The sequence below is a fragment of the Cohnella sp. genome (assembly GCF_041640265.1).
GTDB lineage: Bacteria > Bacillota > Bacilli > Paenibacillales > Paenibacillaceae > Cohnella.
In genome coordinates this window covers 68,991-87,078 of record NZ_JBEQAP010000004.1, presented here as the reverse complement: position 1 = coordinate 87,078, position 18,088 = coordinate 68,991, and the positions used below count along the sequence as shown (strand labels likewise).

Sequence of the window (18,088 nt, the reverse complement as noted above, 5' to 3'; positions counted from 1 at the left end):
ATCTAGAGCCTTTCTGTTGCCAGCTGGGCCAAGCGAGACCTTTCGCCTTTCTCCAGTGTGACGTGGCCGCTAACCCCTTCTTCCTTAAAGCGCTCCACCAGATAAGTAAGGCCATTGCTCTGAGAATCCAAGTAAGGATGATCAATTTGCTCAGGATCGCCCAGGAGAACGATTTTACTGTTCTCTCCGACCCTCGAGACGATGGTCTTAACCTCATGCTTGCTTAGGTTCTGCGCTTCGTCAATAATGATGAACTGACCGGGGATGGAACGGCCGCGGATATAAGTGAGCGCCTCTACTTGGATACTGCCCATGCCGATTAATATTTTATCAAGATCCCCGGATTTCTTCGTATCAAACAGAAACTCTAAATTATCATAGATGGGTTGCATCCACGGACGCAGCTTTTCTTCCTTCTCCCCGGGTAAATAACCGATATCCTTTCCCATTGGGACAACTGGACGAGCGATCAAAAGCTTCTTGAATTTATGCTCGTCTTCCACCTTCATCAGACCCGCCGCAAGGGTTATGAGCGTCTTCCCCGTCCCCGCACGGCCGGTTAACGTCACAAGAGGAATATCGTCATTCAGAAGCAATTCCAGAGCCATTCGCTGCTGAGCATTCCGTGCTGTAATTCCCCAGATCGGATCATTGCTCATATGCAGCGGTTCTAGTCTTTGACCATCTGAGTTGACCTTAAGAAGAGCTGACTTGGAGGTACCAAGCTCATCTCTCAGGATGACGAATTCGTTCGGATGCAAGTTTACCTTAACCCCAAGCTGAGTAATGCTAAGTGAACGAGTAGAGTAGAATTCATCGATAACGGATGGATGGACATGAAGAGTTACAGAACCCGTATATTGATCAGAGACAGACACTGTTCTATCCGATAGATAATCCTGAGCCGTAATGCCGAGAACATCTGCTTTGACCCTGACGAGAACATCCTTGCTTACAATAATAACCGGACGGGAATCTTCGCTCTCCTGCTGTTCCATATGATAATTCAACGCCACCGCGAGGATCCGGTTGTCGTTAGTCATCTCCCCGAATAATTCCTGAACTCTAACATAGTGGCGATGATTCATTTCAACCTTTAACGTGCCGCCATTCCTGAGAGTAACGCCATTATGAAGCTGCCCCATAGCCCTCATGTTGTCCAGCTCTCTCGAGATATTGCGAGCATTGCGTCCGATTTCATCAGCAAGTCGCTTCTTGGAATCAATTTCTTCCAGCACCACGGAAGGAATAATGACTTCATTGTCTTCAAAGGCAAACAAGGAGAGCGGATCATGCAGCAGGACATTTGTATCGAGCACATAAATTTTTCGCATGCGGTGGTCCCTCCAGGTTTGGCGATTTGGTTGGCGATTACACAAATTCTACTTTGCTTCTTTACATAGTGAGCGAGTGACAGGGAACAATAACACCATCGAAGCTTTCTCCTGTTACAGCCGAGCAAATGCACCTCGGCCAATACGGGCATCCCTCCAAACCAGGGTGGTGAAAACCAGTGAAGAATTATAAGGTAAAAGCTTACGGAGCCGCAATGCTGCTGCTGATAATATTAGCTATGGGCTCCGCAGGCTGTGGTCAAAAAGAATCAGCGCCATTGCCCCCCGATAACCAAATGGAAGCTCAGGCTAATAACAACCGTACCAACAACAAGCCTATCGACAATCCAAGGAAGGTTGCCGCTCATCTCGAAATGCTGGCTCGAGGTGTAGAAGGCGTTAGAGATGCTAATTGTGTCGTCTTTGGCAATTACGCTATTGTCGGTATCAATGTCAATGAGAAGATGGAAAGATCACAGGTCGGTACGCTCAAATATGCGGTGGCTGAAGCCTTCCGTAAGGATCCATATGGAATCAATGCTGTAGTAACAGCAGATATGGATTTAGCGCAAAGAATACGGGAAATTAGGGTTGATGTCAGAAACGGCCGTCCCATTGCCGGATTCACGGAAGAACTCGCTGATATTATCGGCAGGCTCGTTCCGCAAATTCCGCGTAATATTATTCCGCCCAACGCCCCCGAGAATATGGGGGGCTGATTCCTGCAAAAGTATAAAAAGTGACAAAAAGCCCAGTGAAAATCACTGGGCTTTCCTCATCGCATCGAACACTTGGGTATCCAAGCGGTCTGCAGCTCTTTTATCATAGGTTTTCTCATACTCCGGTTGTACAGACAGACGGGCGCCATAAAACATAGCATCTCTGACTGCATTCACTTCAATGTCAACACAAGCCAGTGGAAAGGGAACCCCTTCCAGATGGTCGCTGATCACGCGGGCTTGCCCATAAACGGCATGCACGCTTCCTCCACCGAATAGCGTAACGCTTACTTCCGGATTTGCCTTAAGATTCGATATCAAGCGGGAACGTCCATCAAGAGCGAACCGGAGTTTTGTCGGATCGACTGCATAAATCCAAGAAATCGCGCTTGATGTTGGACCATTATTCTCGGCATCCAACGTATGCAGAAGAACGAAATTCTCCTTCTGAAGTTGCGTGTAAAGAGCTTCGGTAAGAGCGGTTAATGTTTCTGCCATCCGCAGCCCTCCTGCTGAACAATTTCTGGCTTTATTATAACATAAGCCATTAACGTTTCCAACGGACAAAGACAGTACTCTTATTCTTCAGTCGAAGCAGTCGCCGAGTTAACAGGCGAAGCGGTTGGGCGTCCATCAGGAATTAATTCCTCGGCCAAAGCTTGTTTGGCTTCCGCCAGCTTTTCTTGATTTAAGTATACATATGGACTTTTCCATTCGCCTTCTAAAGGTATGAAACGAATGCTGGAACGATTAATACCGAAATAAGTTTTTATGATATTTTCTATCTGCGCTTTAGGAATGTCTGTCCTCATGTTATCTCCTACCGCATTGAGGATGCCATCAATTTTTGTCACCGTTCCGAGAGATTTCATCCGATCCGTAATCGCACCGAGCACTTGGCTTTGTCTTTCGTTACGTTCAAAATCGCTGGACTGTGCTGTACCCCGATTGGATTGACGATAGCGGACGAAGCCGAGCGCTTGTTCACCGTCTAGCTCCTGCGCACCCTCTTTGAGATCGATATTCGTACCATCAGCATTGTCGACATAACGCATATCCTTGTCTACCGTTACATCTACGCCTCCAAGAGCATCTACAACATCGACGAAGCCTCGGAAGTCGATTACAGCCGTATAGTCGATCTTAATATCGAAAAATCTCGATAACATCAGCCGTGTTTCGTCGCGCGCATAAGCTGCGACAGCATCACCCTCAAGGTTCTTTTCATTCCGGCCCTCTCGAGAGAATGCAGAATAATAAGCATTAGCCTTATGTTTTTTGTACCCATCTATATCCATATCGCTGTCTCGTGGAATAGAAACAACCGTTGCGGTTTTGGTTTCCGGATTAAAGCTTGCTACCATCATGACATCCGTATTCATGCTTCCCGTCTCGGGTCTTGTATCCAAACCTAATAATACCAGAGCGATTGGTTTGTTTTGCGCACGTTCTTCCTTCGGAATAACGCTTCCGTTATTCGGTTTGCCAATCTTGTTCAGATTCCCTTGCCATGAATCAAAATATAATATCCCCGCATAAGTCCCCAGCACAACAATAATGAGGGAGAGAAGCAGGAAAACAAACCTTCCCCAGCGAAATTTTTTGCCAGGCGGCTTGATTGCTTTAGCTGTACGTTTATCCCTTCGAGACGGCAACGGTGTATCCTGGCTCATTTCAGTTCCTCCTCGTCTTCGTTGTCGAGAACTTCGTCATCATCCAAAGCGCTAGGTTGTCCGAACAGATCCCGGCCTAATTGTTCAACGGCTTCGCGATCGAACCATACGGTTCGCGTGGATCCATCGGCTTTGGAATAAGTAACGTGAATCTTTGCTGCATCTTCTGCGCTGACATCATAGGACATAAGTTCGTGGTCTTCCGACAAAATCTGCGCAAAAAAGACAAGGGTCTCCCTTGCCGCCTCATCATCAGGATGGGTGGAGGAAACCCACTTCATTTGCAACCAGTAAAACAACGCATCCATCAAAGACACGGCCGTTTCCCCTCTCCAAGCAAGTAAAACGGCTTCGCTGTCTTTAGACGGCGGAACACGTTTGTATCAAGCTATCAGATAAGTATAAGGAGTAGAAAACTTATGCTTTCTGATATTGTAAAAAAACGGCTCACCGTCCCTGTGCCAAAACCTGCGAGCGCAATGCGCCGCACGGTTTGTTGCACTTGGTTGGAGACGTTTGTATTGTCCGGCTTTATAGAAAGGCTTATTGCGGATCCGCAGAATTCACGTGAGGTTCGGAGCCGTCTTTGGCATTGCGGAAAGCTTTGCGCCTGTCGTAGAACTGGCGCATCCGAAGAAGCGCCATCATTCCAACAGCAACGGCCATGCATTGAATAATCGGAAGTTTATCCAGCTGCAATAATAGCAAGATCAAACAACCTAATGCCATTACGATATGAACAAGTATTTCCTTTAGGATTGGGAGCTTCCCCGTCCGGAATACCGCATTAAAAATATATATCGTACATACGAGAATGAGCAGATAGGATATGATCCCGTGATCGTGGAACCACTGCTGCATGTTATAGCCTCCCTGCTCCGGGATGCTGATTGTTGGATCTCCGATGTCTGATCGTTAGCATGACTCTCATCATAGATGAGCGCTAGTAACGCACAGACATGAGTCGCCCAAAATCAGCATCCCTCCGCATACTCTTTGATATTAGAGGGAGTTGGATCTCCGATGTCTGATCGTTAGCATGACTCTCATCATAGATGAGCGCTAGTAACGCACAGACATGAGTCGCCCAAAATCAGCATCCCTCCGCATACTCTTTGATATTAGAGGGAGTTGGATCTCCGATGTCTGTTCGTTAACAGGACTCTCATCACAGATGAGCGCTAGTAACGCACAGACATGAGTCGCCCAAAATCAGCATCCCTCCGCATACTCTTTGATATTAGAGGGAGTTGGATCTCCGATGTCTGTTCGTTAACAGGACGCTCATCATAGATGAGCGCTAGTAACGCACAGACATGAGTCGCCCAAAATCAGCATCCCTCCGCATACATTTAATATTAGAGGGAGAGATTAAACTCCCGCTTCCGCGGTACGGCGTTGTTTCTCGGAACGCTCGCGCTCACTTTTGTTCAAGAATTTCTTCCGAAGACGGATATTCTTGGGAGTGATTTCGCAAAGCTCGTCATCGTTCAGATATTCTAAAGCTTCCTCAAGGGACATCAGACGCGGCGATTTAAGCTTAACCGTTTCCTCTTTGTTAGCTGTACGAATATTGTTTAATGCTTTTTCTTTACAGATGTTAACGACAATGTCAGTATCGCGCGTATGCTCACCTACGAGCATTCCTTCGTAAATGTCTGCGCCCGGCTCTAGGAACAAGATGCCGCGATCTTCCACGGACATCATACCATAAGTTGTTGTTTTACCCGATTCACTGGCAACAAGCACCCCTTGATGACGTCCGCCAATTTGGCCGGCCAATAAAGGTCCGTAGCTATCGAATGCATGGTTCATTACTCCGTAGCCGCGAGTCAAGGTTAAGAAGTTTGTACGATAACCAATCAAGCCGCGTGCAGGGATCAGGAATTCAAGACGAACTTGACCTGTTCCGTTGTTGATCATATTGACCATTTCCGCTTTGCGCGTTCCAAGACTCTCCATGACCGCTCCCATGCTCTCTTCCGGAACATCGATAAGCAGTCGTTCGATGGGCTCAGACTTTACGCCGTCAATAAGTTTAATAATAACTTCCGGCTTAGAAACTTGAATCTCGAAGCCTTCACGACGCATGTTCTCGATAAGGATTCCTAAATGCAGCTCTCCACGTCCGCTAACAACGAATGCGTCAGGGCTATCCGTCTCTTCAACACGTAAGCTAACGTCGGTTTCAATCTCTTTAAACAGACGCTCACGAAGCTTACGGGAAGTTACCCATTTGCCATCACGACCTACGAATGGGCTATTGTTAACCATGAATGTCATTTGCAGTGTCGGCTCATCGATCGCAAGAACAGGCAATGCCTCTGGTTTAGCAGGATCTGCGATTGTCTCTCCGATATTGATCTCCTTCAAGCCCGCGATAGCCACGATGTCTCCAGCAGCCGCTTCTTCGATCTCGATACGCTTCAGTCCTTGGAAACCGAACAGCTTCTCAATACGCGCTTGCTTTACAACACCATCGCGATTGATTACGGCAACGACTTGACCTTGACTAATGCGACCGCGGTTAACGCGACCAATGGCAATACGACCCATATATTCATTGTAATCAAGCAAGGTTACAAGGAACTGCAATGGTTCATCAGGATTTTCTTTAGGGGAAGGAATTTTGTCGAGAATCATCTCGTACAATGGCTCCATTGTTTCTTGTAATTGATCCGGCTCATTGCCTGCGATTCCGTTAAGTGCGGAAGCATAGACAACAGGGAATTCAAGCTGCTCATCCGTTGCTTCAAGCTCAATGAACAGCTCAAGCACTTCGTCTACAACCTCTGCTGGACGAGCAGCGGGACGATCGATTTTGTTAAGGACAACAACCGGCGTCAAACCTTGTTGCAATGCTTTACGCAGAACAAATTTAGTTTGCGGCATACAGCCCTCAAACGCATCAACGACGAGCAGAACTCCATCAACCATCTTCATGATCCGTTCAACTTCTCCGCCGAAGTCGGCATGGCCCGGTGTATCCACAATGTTAATCAGATTGTCTTTGTAGTTAATAGCTGTGTTCTTAGCCAGGATGGTGATTCCGCGTTCCCGCTCGAGATCATTGGAATCCATTGCACGTTCTGTAAGCTGCTCATTCTCACGGAATGTACCCGATTGACGCAGAAGCTGGTCAACTAGCGTTGTTTTACCATGGTCAACGTGGGCGATAATTGCGATATTACGAATACGGTCTCTTGAATGCATAATTCCACTCCTCAATTTATCTCTGTTCCCTACATAGGGTTCTCAAAATCCACAAAACAAAACGCCGACGCGAGGCCGACGTTTAATTTGCATCACCGGTACGATCGACACAGCCGAGCATTCAGAGCGTTCGCTGGTCCTCATCCCTTTAATTATACGCTAAAATGGTTAAAAAGCCAACTACATTCTGTTTGTTCGACTGATGATTACCAAATTTTCGGTCGGCGAAGCACTAACCATGCGCCTAAACCGATCAAACCAATGGCTAATACATAGATCCCCCACGTCCACAGCAGCGTCATTCCGAACAGGAGAAGAGAGAGCGCCGCAAGCCGGACTGCCGCCGTCCAAATCTGACGAGACCGGTTATACCCGAATACGTAGAATTCGTATAACCCGACTGCAATCGCAAAGGGAAATAATGGCCATAAGTACTTCATGAGTCCCCAACCAAACCAATTGCCAATCAGCAAAATGATTGAGATTACAGTTAGAATACCAGCCGGAATTAAAGCTACGGATGGTACCATACGACCGAAATAGAGCACATGGAGCAGCACACCTGGAATTAAGATAAACAGCGGCCAGAAGACAGCTCCTATAAAGGCAAAAACACCTAACTTACCTAAAAGAATAATCAATCCAACAGCCACAACTCCGAGTCCGACTGCGGCCGATTGTCTGTTCACGAAGGTTCCTCCACTTCATTCCATACTCTGAAAGTCATGATTCCTTTGGCGGATTATGACGTCTTTTTATTTAGTGTAAAGGAATTCAAGGGAAAAAACCAGTTCGATATCACAAAATTTCACCTAAGAATAGCCAATATCACTGCTATTAACAAAATTTAATGTGCAATAAATACTAAAAATAGAATAGACGCATATGTAAGAAGACTTAGGGAAAACGAGCTTTATTGCTGCGGCGGAGAATTAGTGCTAGGACCAATAACATTACAACCGTCAGCACTGGAATGAGCTTATCGATTTCCGAGGGTAACATCTGGCTGAACCGTTGTAAACCAGGGTCGCTCAGCATCATTTCAGCTGCGGTATACCCAAGTAACCCTCCCCCTAAGTAAATAAGTCCCGGCAGTCGGTCCAGCAATCGCATAATGAATGAGCTGCCCCAAATAATGATGGGGATACTCATGACGATTCCGATAACCAGCATAACGGTATCTCCTTCCGCAACTGCGGCTACGGCCAGCACATTATCCAGGCTCATTACGAAATCCGCAACGACGATTGTCCATACTGCTCCCGCTAACGTAGAAGCAGCATGAGTAGAAGCGGAATGGTCACGATTGTCTAACAGGAGCTGTAATGCAATAACCAACAGCAGGACTGCTCCCGCGGTTTGCAAGAATGGAATATGAAGCAGCGTTAATGCACCAAGCGTAAGTATGCATCGCAGTAAGATGGCCGCAACGGCTCCCCACCATACTGCTTTTCTTCTTTGAGCGGCTGGCAGCCTGCGACCCGCCATCGCGATAACAATGGCGTTATCACCGCTCAATAGCAAGTTGATCATCACGATTTCAAGAAATACGAATAACGTTTCCAGTGTTCCCATGGGACACCCCCTCTTTCCTGTTTTATGTACAGGCTCGCTAGGATATGTGAGCACATTTTATGAATCGATTTTTTACGAGTGCCGTATTACCTCTTGAATATTTGGATTGACTTAGGAGGGATAGCTTGTGGAGCTGTTCGGTTGGGATTTATTGAGCGTAGATTTCTGGTCAATTTTAATGACAATCATATTCATCGATTTACTGTTAGCAGGGGATAATGCTATTGTAATCGGTCTCGCAGCTCGCAATTTACCTAAGCACATGCAGAAAAAAGCCGTTATGTTGGGTACGGCCGGTGCAGTCATCATACGTGTCGTTGCAACGATGCTCGTCGTCTCTTTACTCAAAATCCCTTTCCTGCTTGCAATTGGAGGCATCTTACTCATTTGGATCGCTTATAAGCTTCTCGTTCAAGCGGAAGCCCACAATAACATTAAATCTGGCGCTACTCTCTGGTCCGCCATTAGAACCATTATTATCGCCGACGCAGCAATGGGACTCGATAATGTCATTGCTGTTGCCGGAGCGGCTCACGGAGACTATTTCCTAGTTATTCTCGGCTTGCTAATCAGTATCCCGATCGTTGTATGGGGCAGCACTTTGTTTATTAAAGTCTTCGAGAAATTTTCTTGGGTCATTTACTTGGGGTCCGGCGTTCTAGCCTATACTGCCGCTAAAATGATTACGCATGAAAGTGAATTCGCCGACTTCTTCACAAGCAACCCGCTCTTCACCTGGATCTTCATTGCCACGATAATTGTACTCGTTGTTGTCGCTGGCGTTTGGACGAACGCCATAAAAGCACGCCGAATCCAACTGAATGAAACCAGTCCAGCCATAGTCACACAAAAAAGCCGTGAGTCGCTTTAATTTGCGCTCACGGTTTTCTTTGCTTTAGAACCATGAATCTTCCTTCTCTTCTGCTTCCCCAGGTATCCCATCTTCGGTTAGGACAATTGTTTCCGTTTCTTGAATCGCCCTATCGGTTAAACGAATGATTTCATCGCCCATGTATTTCTCGACACGTTCGACAATATTAAGATTCGGATTTATCGCTGGATTCTTAGGTACGAATAATGTACAGCAATCCTCGAAAGGCAGAATTGAGGTGTCAAACGTACCGATTTTCACCGCAGCATCAATGATATCCTGCTTATCCAGCATAACAAGCGGACGCAACAACGGTAAAGAAGATGACCGTCCGATTACATTCATGCTGCCAAGCGTCTGACTCGCCACTTGTCCCAGACTATCTCCAGCAACGATGGCAAGCGCACCATTTTTCTCCGCTAGAGCTTCGGTAATTCTCAGCATATAACGACGCATAAGGGTAATAATCAAGCTGTCATAACCTGTTTGCGAAATTAGCGTCTGTATATCTGTAAAAGGTACTAGATGCAGCTTGATTTTACCGCTGTAATATGAAAGCCGTCTGGCAAGGGTTATTACCTTGTCCTTTGCCTGTTCGCTTGTAAAGGGATAGCTATGGAAATGAACAGCCTCAATTTCCAACCCTTTGCGCAAGGCCATCCAACCTGCAACAGGACTATCTATGCCTCCGGATAACAGCAGCATCGCTTTCCCATTCATACCGAGCGGGAATCCGCCTGCACCCTTCTCGACCTTGCAATAAACGTAAGTATTCTCGTATTGCACGTCGATTTTCAGTTCGATATCCGGCTTCCTCACATCGACCTTAAGCTCTGGCGTATTACGCAGCACATGAGCACCGATCAGTTGATTCATTTCCATCGTGTCATGAGGGAATTCCTTCCAAGCCCGTTTAACGGATACCTTGAAGGTCCTTGGAGCAGGACTCAACTCTCGAAGGACTTGCAGCGCAGCATCACGAATAATTTCGATTTCCTGAAGGCACCTCACCACTGGACTAAAGGATAAGATACCGAAAATATCTCTTAACCGCTCAGCGACCTGTTCATAGCTCGCTCCATTCAGGTGCAAATAAACCCTGCCGAAGGTTCGCTCGTATTCCAATGCCGGGAACGCCTTTAATGCCGTCTTCATTTGTCCAAGCAGCATTTTCTCGAAGCGATTCCGGTTACGTCCCTTTATCGTAATTTCGCCAAACCTCACCAAGACCAAATCATAATTCATCGGTGATTCCTCTCTAGCGGCTTGAGCTTAGCCATAGCCAGCTTAAGCCTTTCGCCAAGTATTTCAATATCATTGCTTGTATGCTCATCTCCGAAGCTAATACGAATACAGCCTGAAGCCCGGTCCTCGTCATAACCCATTGCGAGCAGGACACGACTTGGCTTTAAGCTTTTCGAGGAGCAAGCTGACTGGGTGGACACCTGAATGCCATGCTTCTCAAGCATATGAACCAGGACTTCAGGTCGCATCCCCGGGTATGATAAGCTTATAACATGCGGAGCTGTATGCTGCTCATCTACTTCCATTTGATCCGAATAGATTCCATTTACTAGTAATTCCGGAATTTCTGCTACGATCCCGAGCAGCTGCCGCCTTAACTCATACATAAGCTGCCGTCGGCGATCCCGATCCTCTAACGATAACCTTAAAGCTTGCGCCATCCCAACAATTCCCGGGACATTATGAGTACCCGAACGAACGCCATTCTCCTGGTCTCCGCCGCTAAGCAAGGGAGCGAGCTCTATCCCCTCTTTAACAAGCAGAAATCCAGTACCCTTAGGCCCTCCGAACTTATGAGCAGAGCCCGAATAGAGATGTACTCCGCTTTCCTTCCAGGAGACGGGTACTTTCCCGATGGCTTGGACTCCATCCACATGAAAGCGGATTTGAGGATATTTGGACACGATATCGCCAATTTCCTGGATCGGTTGAATTACACCCGTTTCATTGTTCACATGCATGACGCTTACAAGTACGGTATCCTTGCGAATGGCCTTGTGAACTTCTCGCGGATCCACCATACCCTCGTGATTCACGGGCAACACGGTAACCTCAATTCCCCATGATTCGAGTTGCTGCACGCACTCATAGACAGAAGCGTGCTCGATAGCTGTTGTAATGATATGTTTAGACGGTCTTGTCACCTTAAATAAGGAGCCTTTAATGGCTAGATTATTGCTCTCTGTTCCGCCCGATGTGAAGATGACCTCTTGCGGCTGCGCACCCATTCGTTCTGCTATGCTTGTACGCGCCCGCTCCACCAGCTTCATCGCTTCCGCACCCGAACGATGCAAAGCTGCCGCATTGGCATAATGCAACTTCATAAGCTCTGTTACGGTCTCGATTACTTTCGGGTACATCGGCGTGGATGCACAATGATCATAATAATACACTTTCATATCCGATTCCCCATTCTTCCTTCTAAGCTTCGCGTTTTTTCAATGTCACAGGAAAGGGACCAAAAACGGAGGATATTCATCCCGTCTTGATCCCCTTTAACTGCTGTTAACGGCTAAATAGTCAACTTAGGCGGTCCATTGCTGCGACGCCGTTAGCACCTTGCGAATGTAATTCTGAGTTTCTTCAGGCAGCTTATGAAGGTTGGCAGCGACATCTTGATCATTTGCTATCCCCAACCGGTCTACTCGACCCGGCCCTGCATTGTATGCAGCAAGCGCAGCAGATACATTTCCATCATACTTGCGAAGCAAATAAGATAAGAACCGTGTTCCTCCATCGATGTTCTGGACCGGATCAAAGGAGTTTGTTACTCCCAACCCGCGGGCCGTACCATCCATTAGCTGCATGAGTCCTTTGGCACCTGCTGCGGAAAGGGCATTAGGGTTGAATGCGGACTCCGATTGCATGACCCCTTTAATCAAGGCTGGGTCAACTCCGTATTTCGCGCCTGCAGCGGAAATGAGATCGTCGTATGCCGATGACGAACCGTTGTCGTCAGTCAATGCTCCTCCCCAAGAAGCAGTCGGCATTAAAGGCACCGACAAACCTTCTGCAGACATAACGTTCGCAGAATTCCCCAGCGATGAGCCTGTACCTAACAATTGATTAAGAAGCATATCAAAAAGGCCATTGCCCTCACTTGCAGTTGTATCCGTTGCTGAAGCAGCTAATGGATTAACGCCAGACGTCCATTGAGCCAGCAGCATTTGTTTCATTATACGTGGATCCGTCGTTACATTCACGTCGGTTAGCTCCCGGTCATCAAGTAATATATTGTAATATACCTATTGTACAACAACTACCGATGTCCGACCAGTCCCGACAAAGTTAACCTCGAATGATCAGGCAAAGATCATTCTTACGACCTACTTCTCATTCTTAGGCTGAAAAGTCAGGCAGCAGGTTACAGATGAGCTAGGCGCTGTATCCTGATGGGAGAAAAACTCGTCGGCGAATTCCTCATTCCAACGATTCTTAGCATGGGAATCGACCTCTATCGCAATTTCTTCGGCTCCACAACGATTTCCCTGATTCCAGAAAGAACAATTGCTAACACTGCAAGCAACACCATTCGGCATCCAAATCACCCCCCTGTCTATTGTGCACCCCTTAACTTCGGGTATGCGGACAGGGGGGCGGAGGGTGTTGGCATAAATGTTATTTGGAATGGCTTTGCATACGCCGCTGAGTCAGATAGTCGCTTTCGTAATAAGAAAGATCATCACGCAGCTCCTCATAGATCCGGGAGACTTTCAATATGACATCACGAGCTGGACGCACCGGCTTCATACGGAAACGGATGGCATCTTGACCCGTATATGCATATCGGCCATCTTCGGAGTAACATTCGTTCTTCGGGTAGAAAAAAGAGTTAACTCCATTATGGTAAACCTCATACAATGCACGTTCAGCCAAGTCGTTATCAAAATTCGGACGTCTAAGTAATGCACCCAGCTTCTCGTAGGTCACTTCCGAAAAAACGAGCAGGTGGCGCATATCTGATAACAAGCCACTGTAAAAGCTAACACTGTTCGGTTCTTGATTCTCGGCAAGCTGTTCAAGCGTATTATGGTTCAAGAATGGTTCAATTTGTTCAATGGCTGCCTTTAACTTCTCTCGGCTAGATTCGGCAAGACCTTTAATGTTGCTGGCTGGCATGGATTGTTCCCCTTTCCATTATGCAAAAACGTAACCCTAGGTATTGGTTGGTTAGAGAGGTAAAAAGCTAACGCTTGTACTGTGACAAACTCTATTCATCGTACCATAAAATGTTTTCTAAAGGTACTGCCCAGAAGTAAAATGTGTTGTATATTTTTCTACTTCAGCCTCATCCTAAGGGGAACATCTTTCTAATTGACTAGGCGAGAAGAAGGAGAGATACATCTTGCATCGAAAAACCCTGTTCGGGATTTTGTTTACCTTTGCCGCTGTTCTGCTGGCCATCCCGCTTTTTCCTGTTTTTTTTAAGCAATCACAGCCGTTACCCTCTCCACCTCGTTCTCAGGAAATGCAATCTGTTTCCCGCAATGAAGCGATTTACAAGCAACAAACCGTGCAGAATGACATGAAAGCCACCGAGCTGCTGTCAAGATCCCAGGTTACACGCGATATTCGAAATTTTTTACAAACAAACGACACCCACAAATCTCGTCTGAAGCTGCAAAAGCTGTTGACAATCCATCCTGAAATACTCTTTATAGAGTGGTCAGAGGGTAAACAACAGAAAACTGTCGGTTCCATTCCATCCGAGCTGAGTCCTAAAGCGCGTCCGCACTTGTCGAAAGCTCGGTCCTCTTTACAGAAAGTAAATTTTTATGAGTCTCCAACCTTTCTTCACCAAGGCAAAAGCTTTTTTGTATTATCCAGCAAATCAGCCTCTGCCAACCATAGCATAGTCGCGCTCATTTCCACGGAGGTCGTTCAAGCTGTCGAAAAACATCAGCGGCGAAATATGCGTCTCGTTCCTTACCCAGCTGAAGGCCGTTACCGAATAGAATCCGTTATTCCGGGTACGAATGCGGATATCACTGTTAAGAAAGGGGACAACAACGGAAACGCCAGCCATTATGCAATAGATGAGATCGTAGTTAAATTCCGTACTCCGTTAACAGAGCGTCAACTATTGCAGCTGCGCAATGAGCTTGATCTAACCATCGTTCGGCATACTGGTAAAATATACGTATTCCGTTCCAAGAAACATAAAGCCATGGAGCTTAAAGCGCATTTTCTCCGAAAATGGAACCCTGAATACGTAGAGCCGCATTACTTATATTTAACCAATGCTTTAGACGAGGTTACGGAGGAGCCGCCCATCGTCCCCAACGATACGCTATACTCCGAATATCAATGGAACCTGCCTGAAATAGCGACGGAAAACGGCTGGAGCGTAACTAAGGGCAGTGCTGATGTTGTCGTAGCCGTATTGGATACAGGAGTGCAATCTGATCATCCCGATCTTAAGGGGCGATTGGTAGAAGGAATTAATATCGTTGATCCATCCAGCGCTCCTGAGGATGATGTCGGACACGGAACGCATGTTGCAGGCATTATTGCCGCAGAGGTTAACAATAACGAAGGTGTAGCCGGTATGACCTGGTTCACTAAGATCATGCCTGTTAAAGTGCTCGACAGCACAGGAGCGGGGTCAACCTACTCCGTAGCCGAAGGGATTATATGGGCTACGGATCACGGTGCGAATATTATTAATATGAGTTTGGGTAATTATGCGGAAGCAGAATTTCTGCATGATGCTTTGAAGTATGCTTATGAGCGCGGAGTTGTATTGGTTGCCGCAAGCGGCAATGACAATACAGATCGACCGGGCTTCCCCGCCGCTTATCCGGAAGTGCTTGCCGTGTCTGCTACGGATGCCGATGAATCGCGTGCCGATTATTCCAATTATGGCGATTACATTGACGTCGCGGCGCCCGGCACCTCCATTCCAAGCACCTATCCCGGCAGCCGTTACGCTGCCTTGTCGGGAACATCGATGGCTTCTCCTCATGTAGCTGCGCTTGCTTCATTAGTTCGCGCCGCCAATCCGGGGCTCGGCAACGAGGAAATAATGGAGCTTCTGCGTACCACTTCCAAAGATTTAGGAGCCTCTGGCAAGGATTATGAATACGGGTATGGTCAAATCGATGTGAGGTCGGCACTTCAGTCTGCCAGCGGAATCAATAACTCACTCCAGCTTTATCCGCAACAGGTGCGAAGGGAGCTTGAGCGGTTAAATCAAAGGTAGGAGCGTTTATGTATTCTGAATTAAAGATAAGGAGCTGTACCATAAGATTACCTTATGGTACAGCTCCTTCTAATGGAAAATAATAAAGCCGGAAAGCTTGCCGTAAGCCGGGTTCTGTACTTCAAGTGGTCATAACGGACTGCTTGAAGCAATCCTCCCACGAACTGAAGCGACAATCATCTTTCTAGGCCGTACATTGCTATACGGCTCAAGCGACCAACCCGAACGCACCCCGGGCTAGGGCTGCAATCCTGCGATTGCGGCGTTCTCTTCGGTCTTGCTCCAGATGGGGTTTACCAGGAACAAAGTCACCAGTGCTCCTCGTGGTCTCTTACACCACGGTTCCATCCTTACCTGATCTGCATGCGCAGCCATCGGCGGTCCATTTCTGTGGCCCTATCCTTCAACTCGCGTTGACTGGACGTTATCCAGCATCCTGCCCTGTGGAGCCCGGACTTTCCTCTCGTGGCGCGAAGCCACCAGCGATTGTCTGTCAAGCTTTCCGGTATGTAACGAATAGTATAGCGCGAATCGCTCTCTCTGACAACGGCAATGATTGGTATATAACATTCCAACGATTCATTTATCGAAGTTGAAAAGGCTCAGTATCAACATTGGAGGCGAATACTTCCGTATCGTAACCTTTGTCCTTAAGCTGTTCAGCCAGCCACTTCGCCGCCTTCGGTCTCATGATCTTCTCGGCGTGATGTCCCGGATCAATTATCGTTAACCCGGCAGCTAAGGCATCCTGAGCCGAATGGAAATCGATATCGCCCGTTACAAGCACATCCGCCCCCGCGAATGTGGCATGGCGGATATACCGTGCACCAGAACCGCCTAGAACAGCCACTTTGCGGATCTGCCTAGAGCCATCTCCGACCATTCGGACGAATGGTACATCGAAAGCCGCTTTCACGCGTTCGGCGAATTGATCTAAACTCTCCGCTTCTGGCAGTACGCCAACTCTTCCAAGACCTAAAGAACGCCCCTTCAAATCCATACTATACAGATCGTAGGCAACCTCCTCGTAAGGATGTGCCTTGAGCATCGCGGAGATAACCTTCTTCCTCACGCTAAGCGGTACTATAGTTTCCAAACGAATTTCCTTCGTTTGCTCCATCCGTCCTTGTTTCCCAACAAAGGGCTCACTTCCTTCCCTTGGTAAGTAGGTACCTACTCCCTCCGTATTGAAGCTGCAATGACTATAGTTCCCGATCCATCCTGCTCCAGCATTGAACATGGCAATCCTTACGGTCTCGTGATGGGTTTCGGGAACGAACACGACAAGCTTGAACAGCTTATCCGTATGAACCTCTTCCAGTACATCACGGCCCTTAAGCTCTAATGCTTCCGCCATCCAGTCATTAATTCCGCCTTCCGCTGTATCTAGATTCGTATGGGAGATGTAAACGGCGATATCTTTGCGCAGCAAGCTTGCCGCTAACGCTCCCGCAGGTGTATCGGTTCTTAAATGCGCCAGAGGCCTATAAATGACCGCATGGTGAGCAATGATAAGCTCAGCGCCCAATGCTGCGGCTTCTTCCACTACAGCAGGGGTGACGTCCAGTGTGACGAGTACACGACGAATTTCTTTGGCTGCAGAACCTACCTGTAACCCGATCTTATCGTCCGGCACTGCATAATGCTTGGGAGCTAGACGCTCCATCAATTGGATGATGGTTTCTCCGCGGGCAAACATGATAGCACCTCCCGAATTTCTCGAACGTCTTCTTCCCATTCTCTTGCTTTCTCAGCAGCACCTGAAGTGGACGAGTAGCTGAGCTGAGCAATTACTCTTTCTCTTTTCGCGATTTCTTCTTCCCACTTGACGTGAAAGGCTCTCGTCGGATTTCTAAGCAAATGAGGTCCCATCTCATACAGCCATACAGCCGACATCTTCCTTATTTTCGGCGCTAGCAGCCCTTCGTTGTACAGGTTGGAATGACGGCTTCGGAATTCTCCTGCGTCACTCATCCGAATAGCTCGCAGCAGCGTATAAATGATGCCCTCTTCCTCTAGCAACATCTCCTGTTCGAGAATGTATTGATGTTGTACAAGCCAGCGTCGGACTGCTTCTTCTGCTACATGAGGGGAAAGGATAAGCGTTTCTACCCCCTTTAGACGCTCTCCAGACTGCTCCAGAATTCTCACCATTAAGCTGCCGCCCATACCTGCGATAGCGACCGTATCTACCTCTCCGGGAGACAATACGGACATGCCGTCACCTAATCTTACGGACACCACATCTTCCAAACCTGCCTCAGCCACTTGACGTTTAGCTGCTTCTACGGGTCCAGCATGCACATCTCCGGCAACAGCATAGGTTATTTTCCCGCTGCGTGCCAGAAAAACCGGAAGCAAAGCGTGATCTGTTCCAATGTCAGCGAAGCGAGCACCTTCCGGAACCCATTCTGCGAGTGTAGATAAACGACGAGACAGCTTAAAGCCTCCGCCGCCTGTTTCTAATTCATTCATAT

The 18,088-nt window shown here is 47.5% G+C and carries 18 protein-coding genes and 1 other RNA gene; 3 read left to right on the top strand and 16 right to left on the bottom strand.

Features of this window, described 5'->3' with window-relative positions; translation table 11 throughout:
- Positions 1-2: 2 nt before the first annotated feature.
- Entirely contained in the window at positions 3-1,334 is a 1,332-nt protein-coding gene (locus ACESLK_RS04705) for a PhoH family protein (RefSeq protein ID WP_372662991.1), read from the bottom strand.
- A 179-nt stretch (positions 1,335-1,513) separates the two neighbouring features.
- Between ACESLK_RS04705 and ACESLK_RS04700 the strand changes: the two genes are divergently transcribed.
- Complete coding sequence (locus tag ACESLK_RS04700) at positions 1,514-2,053, top strand: YhcN/YlaJ family sporulation lipoprotein (RefSeq protein WP_372662989.1); 540 nt, start codon at positions 1,514-1,516, stop codon at positions 2,051-2,053.
- A 42-nt stretch (positions 2,054-2,095) separates the two neighbouring features.
- Here the strand turns inward: ACESLK_RS04700 and ACESLK_RS04695 are convergent, their stop codons facing one another.
- From ACESLK_RS04695 to ACESLK_RS04665, 7 genes are all read right to left on the bottom strand, one after another.
- Complete coding sequence (locus tag ACESLK_RS04695) at positions 2,096-2,551, bottom strand: pyridoxamine 5'-phosphate oxidase family protein (RefSeq protein WP_372662987.1); 456 nt, start codon at positions 2,549-2,551, stop codon at positions 2,096-2,098.
- 80 nt (positions 2,552-2,631) lie between these two features.
- Positions 2,632-3,726, bottom strand: coding sequence for an LCP family protein (locus tag ACESLK_RS04690; RefSeq protein ID WP_372662985.1), 1,095 nt, complete (start codon positions 3,724-3,726; stop codon positions 2,632-2,634).
- Entirely contained in the window at positions 3,723-4,043 is a 321-nt protein-coding gene (locus tag ACESLK_RS04685) for a hypothetical protein (RefSeq protein WP_372662983.1), read from the bottom strand. The genes ACESLK_RS04690 and ACESLK_RS04685 overlap by 4 nt, the downstream gene beginning before the upstream one ends.
- A gap of 226 nt (positions 4,044-4,269) precedes the next feature.
- A complete protein-coding gene (locus ACESLK_RS04680) occupies positions 4,270-4,587 on the bottom strand; it encodes a YlaH-like family protein (protein ID WP_372662981.1) in 318 nt (105 codons plus the stop codon).
- Between the two features lie 510 nt (positions 4,588-5,097).
- Positions 5,098-6,939, bottom strand: coding sequence for a translational GTPase TypA (gene typA, locus ACESLK_RS04675; RefSeq protein ID WP_372662979.1), 1,842 nt, complete (start codon positions 6,937-6,939; stop codon positions 5,098-5,100).
- A gap of 206 nt (positions 6,940-7,145) precedes the next feature.
- Positions 7,146-7,628, bottom strand: coding sequence for a hypothetical protein (locus ACESLK_RS04670; protein ID WP_372662977.1), 483 nt, complete (start codon positions 7,626-7,628; stop codon positions 7,146-7,148).
- Between the two features lie 208 nt (positions 7,629-7,836).
- Positions 7,837-8,514 (bottom strand): TerC family protein, encoded by a 678-nt coding sequence (locus ACESLK_RS04665; protein WP_372662974.1) that lies wholly within the window; start codon positions 8,512-8,514, stop codon positions 7,837-7,839.
- 178 nt (positions 8,515-8,692) lie between these two features.
- Here ACESLK_RS04665 and ACESLK_RS04660 point away from each other — a divergent pair, with 178 nt between their 5' ends.
- Positions 8,693-9,385 carry a TerC family protein gene (locus ACESLK_RS04660; RefSeq protein ID WP_372663307.1) on the top strand — a complete coding sequence of 231 codons (693 nt, stop codon included), beginning with the start codon at positions 8,693-8,695 and terminating at the stop codon, positions 9,383-9,385.
- A 24-nt stretch (positions 9,386-9,409) separates the two neighbouring features.
- Here the strand turns inward: ACESLK_RS04660 and thiI are convergent, their stop codons facing one another.
- From thiI to ACESLK_RS04635, 5 genes are all read right to left on the bottom strand, one after another.
- Positions 9,410-10,630 carry a tRNA uracil 4-sulfurtransferase ThiI gene (thiI, locus tag ACESLK_RS04655; RefSeq protein WP_372662971.1) on the bottom strand — a complete coding sequence of 407 codons (1,221 nt, stop codon included), beginning with the start codon at positions 10,628-10,630 and terminating at the stop codon, positions 9,410-9,412.
- Positions 10,627-11,808 (bottom strand): cysteine desulfurase family protein, encoded by a 1,182-nt coding sequence (locus ACESLK_RS04650; RefSeq protein WP_372662968.1) that lies wholly within the window; start codon positions 11,806-11,808, stop codon positions 10,627-10,629. Before ACESLK_RS04650 ends, thiI begins: the two co-directional genes overlap by 4 nt.
- 126 nt (positions 11,809-11,934) lie before the next feature.
- A complete protein-coding gene (locus tag ACESLK_RS04645) occupies positions 11,935-12,612 on the bottom strand; it encodes a lytic transglycosylase domain-containing protein (RefSeq protein ID WP_372662965.1) in 678 nt (225 codons plus the stop codon).
- 123 nt (positions 12,613-12,735) lie between these two features.
- On the bottom strand, positions 12,736-12,948 hold the full coding sequence (locus ACESLK_RS04640; protein WP_372662962.1) for a DUF1540 domain-containing protein: 213 nt from the start codon (positions 12,946-12,948) through the stop codon (positions 12,736-12,738).
- A gap of 79 nt (positions 12,949-13,027) precedes the next feature.
- Positions 13,028-13,528, bottom strand: coding sequence for a YpuI family protein (locus ACESLK_RS04635; protein ID WP_372662959.1), 501 nt, complete (start codon positions 13,526-13,528; stop codon positions 13,028-13,030).
- 226 nt (positions 13,529-13,754) lie between these two features.
- Here ACESLK_RS04635 and ACESLK_RS04630 point away from each other — a divergent pair, with 226 nt between their 5' ends.
- Positions 13,755-15,611 carry a S8 family peptidase gene (locus ACESLK_RS04630; RefSeq protein ID WP_372662956.1) on the top strand — a complete coding sequence of 619 codons (1,857 nt, stop codon included), beginning with the start codon at positions 13,755-13,757 and terminating at the stop codon, positions 15,609-15,611.
- Between the two features lie 88 nt (positions 15,612-15,699).
- Here the strand turns inward: ACESLK_RS04630 and rnpB are convergent.
- The 3 genes from rnpB to ACESLK_RS04615 all read right to left on the bottom strand — a co-directional run bounded on the left by rnpB (position 15,700) and on the right by ACESLK_RS04615 (position 18,086).
- Positions 15,700-16,113, bottom strand: an RNA gene (gene rnpB / locus ACESLK_RS04625) — RNase P RNA component class A.
- An 81-nt stretch (positions 16,114-16,194) separates the two neighbouring features.
- Complete coding sequence (locus ACESLK_RS04620) at positions 16,195-17,310, bottom strand: Nif3-like dinuclear metal center hexameric protein (RefSeq protein ID WP_372662952.1); 1,116 nt, start codon at positions 17,308-17,310, stop codon at positions 16,195-16,197.
- The gene (locus tag ACESLK_RS04615) at positions 17,277-18,086 is read right to left on the bottom strand and encodes a tRNA (adenine(22)-N(1))-methyltransferase (RefSeq protein WP_372662949.1); all 810 of its coding nucleotides are present in this window, start codon (positions 18,084-18,086) and stop codon (positions 17,277-17,279) included. The genes ACESLK_RS04620 and ACESLK_RS04615 overlap by 34 nt, the downstream gene beginning before the upstream one ends.
- Positions 18,087-18,088: the final 2 nt, after the last annotated feature.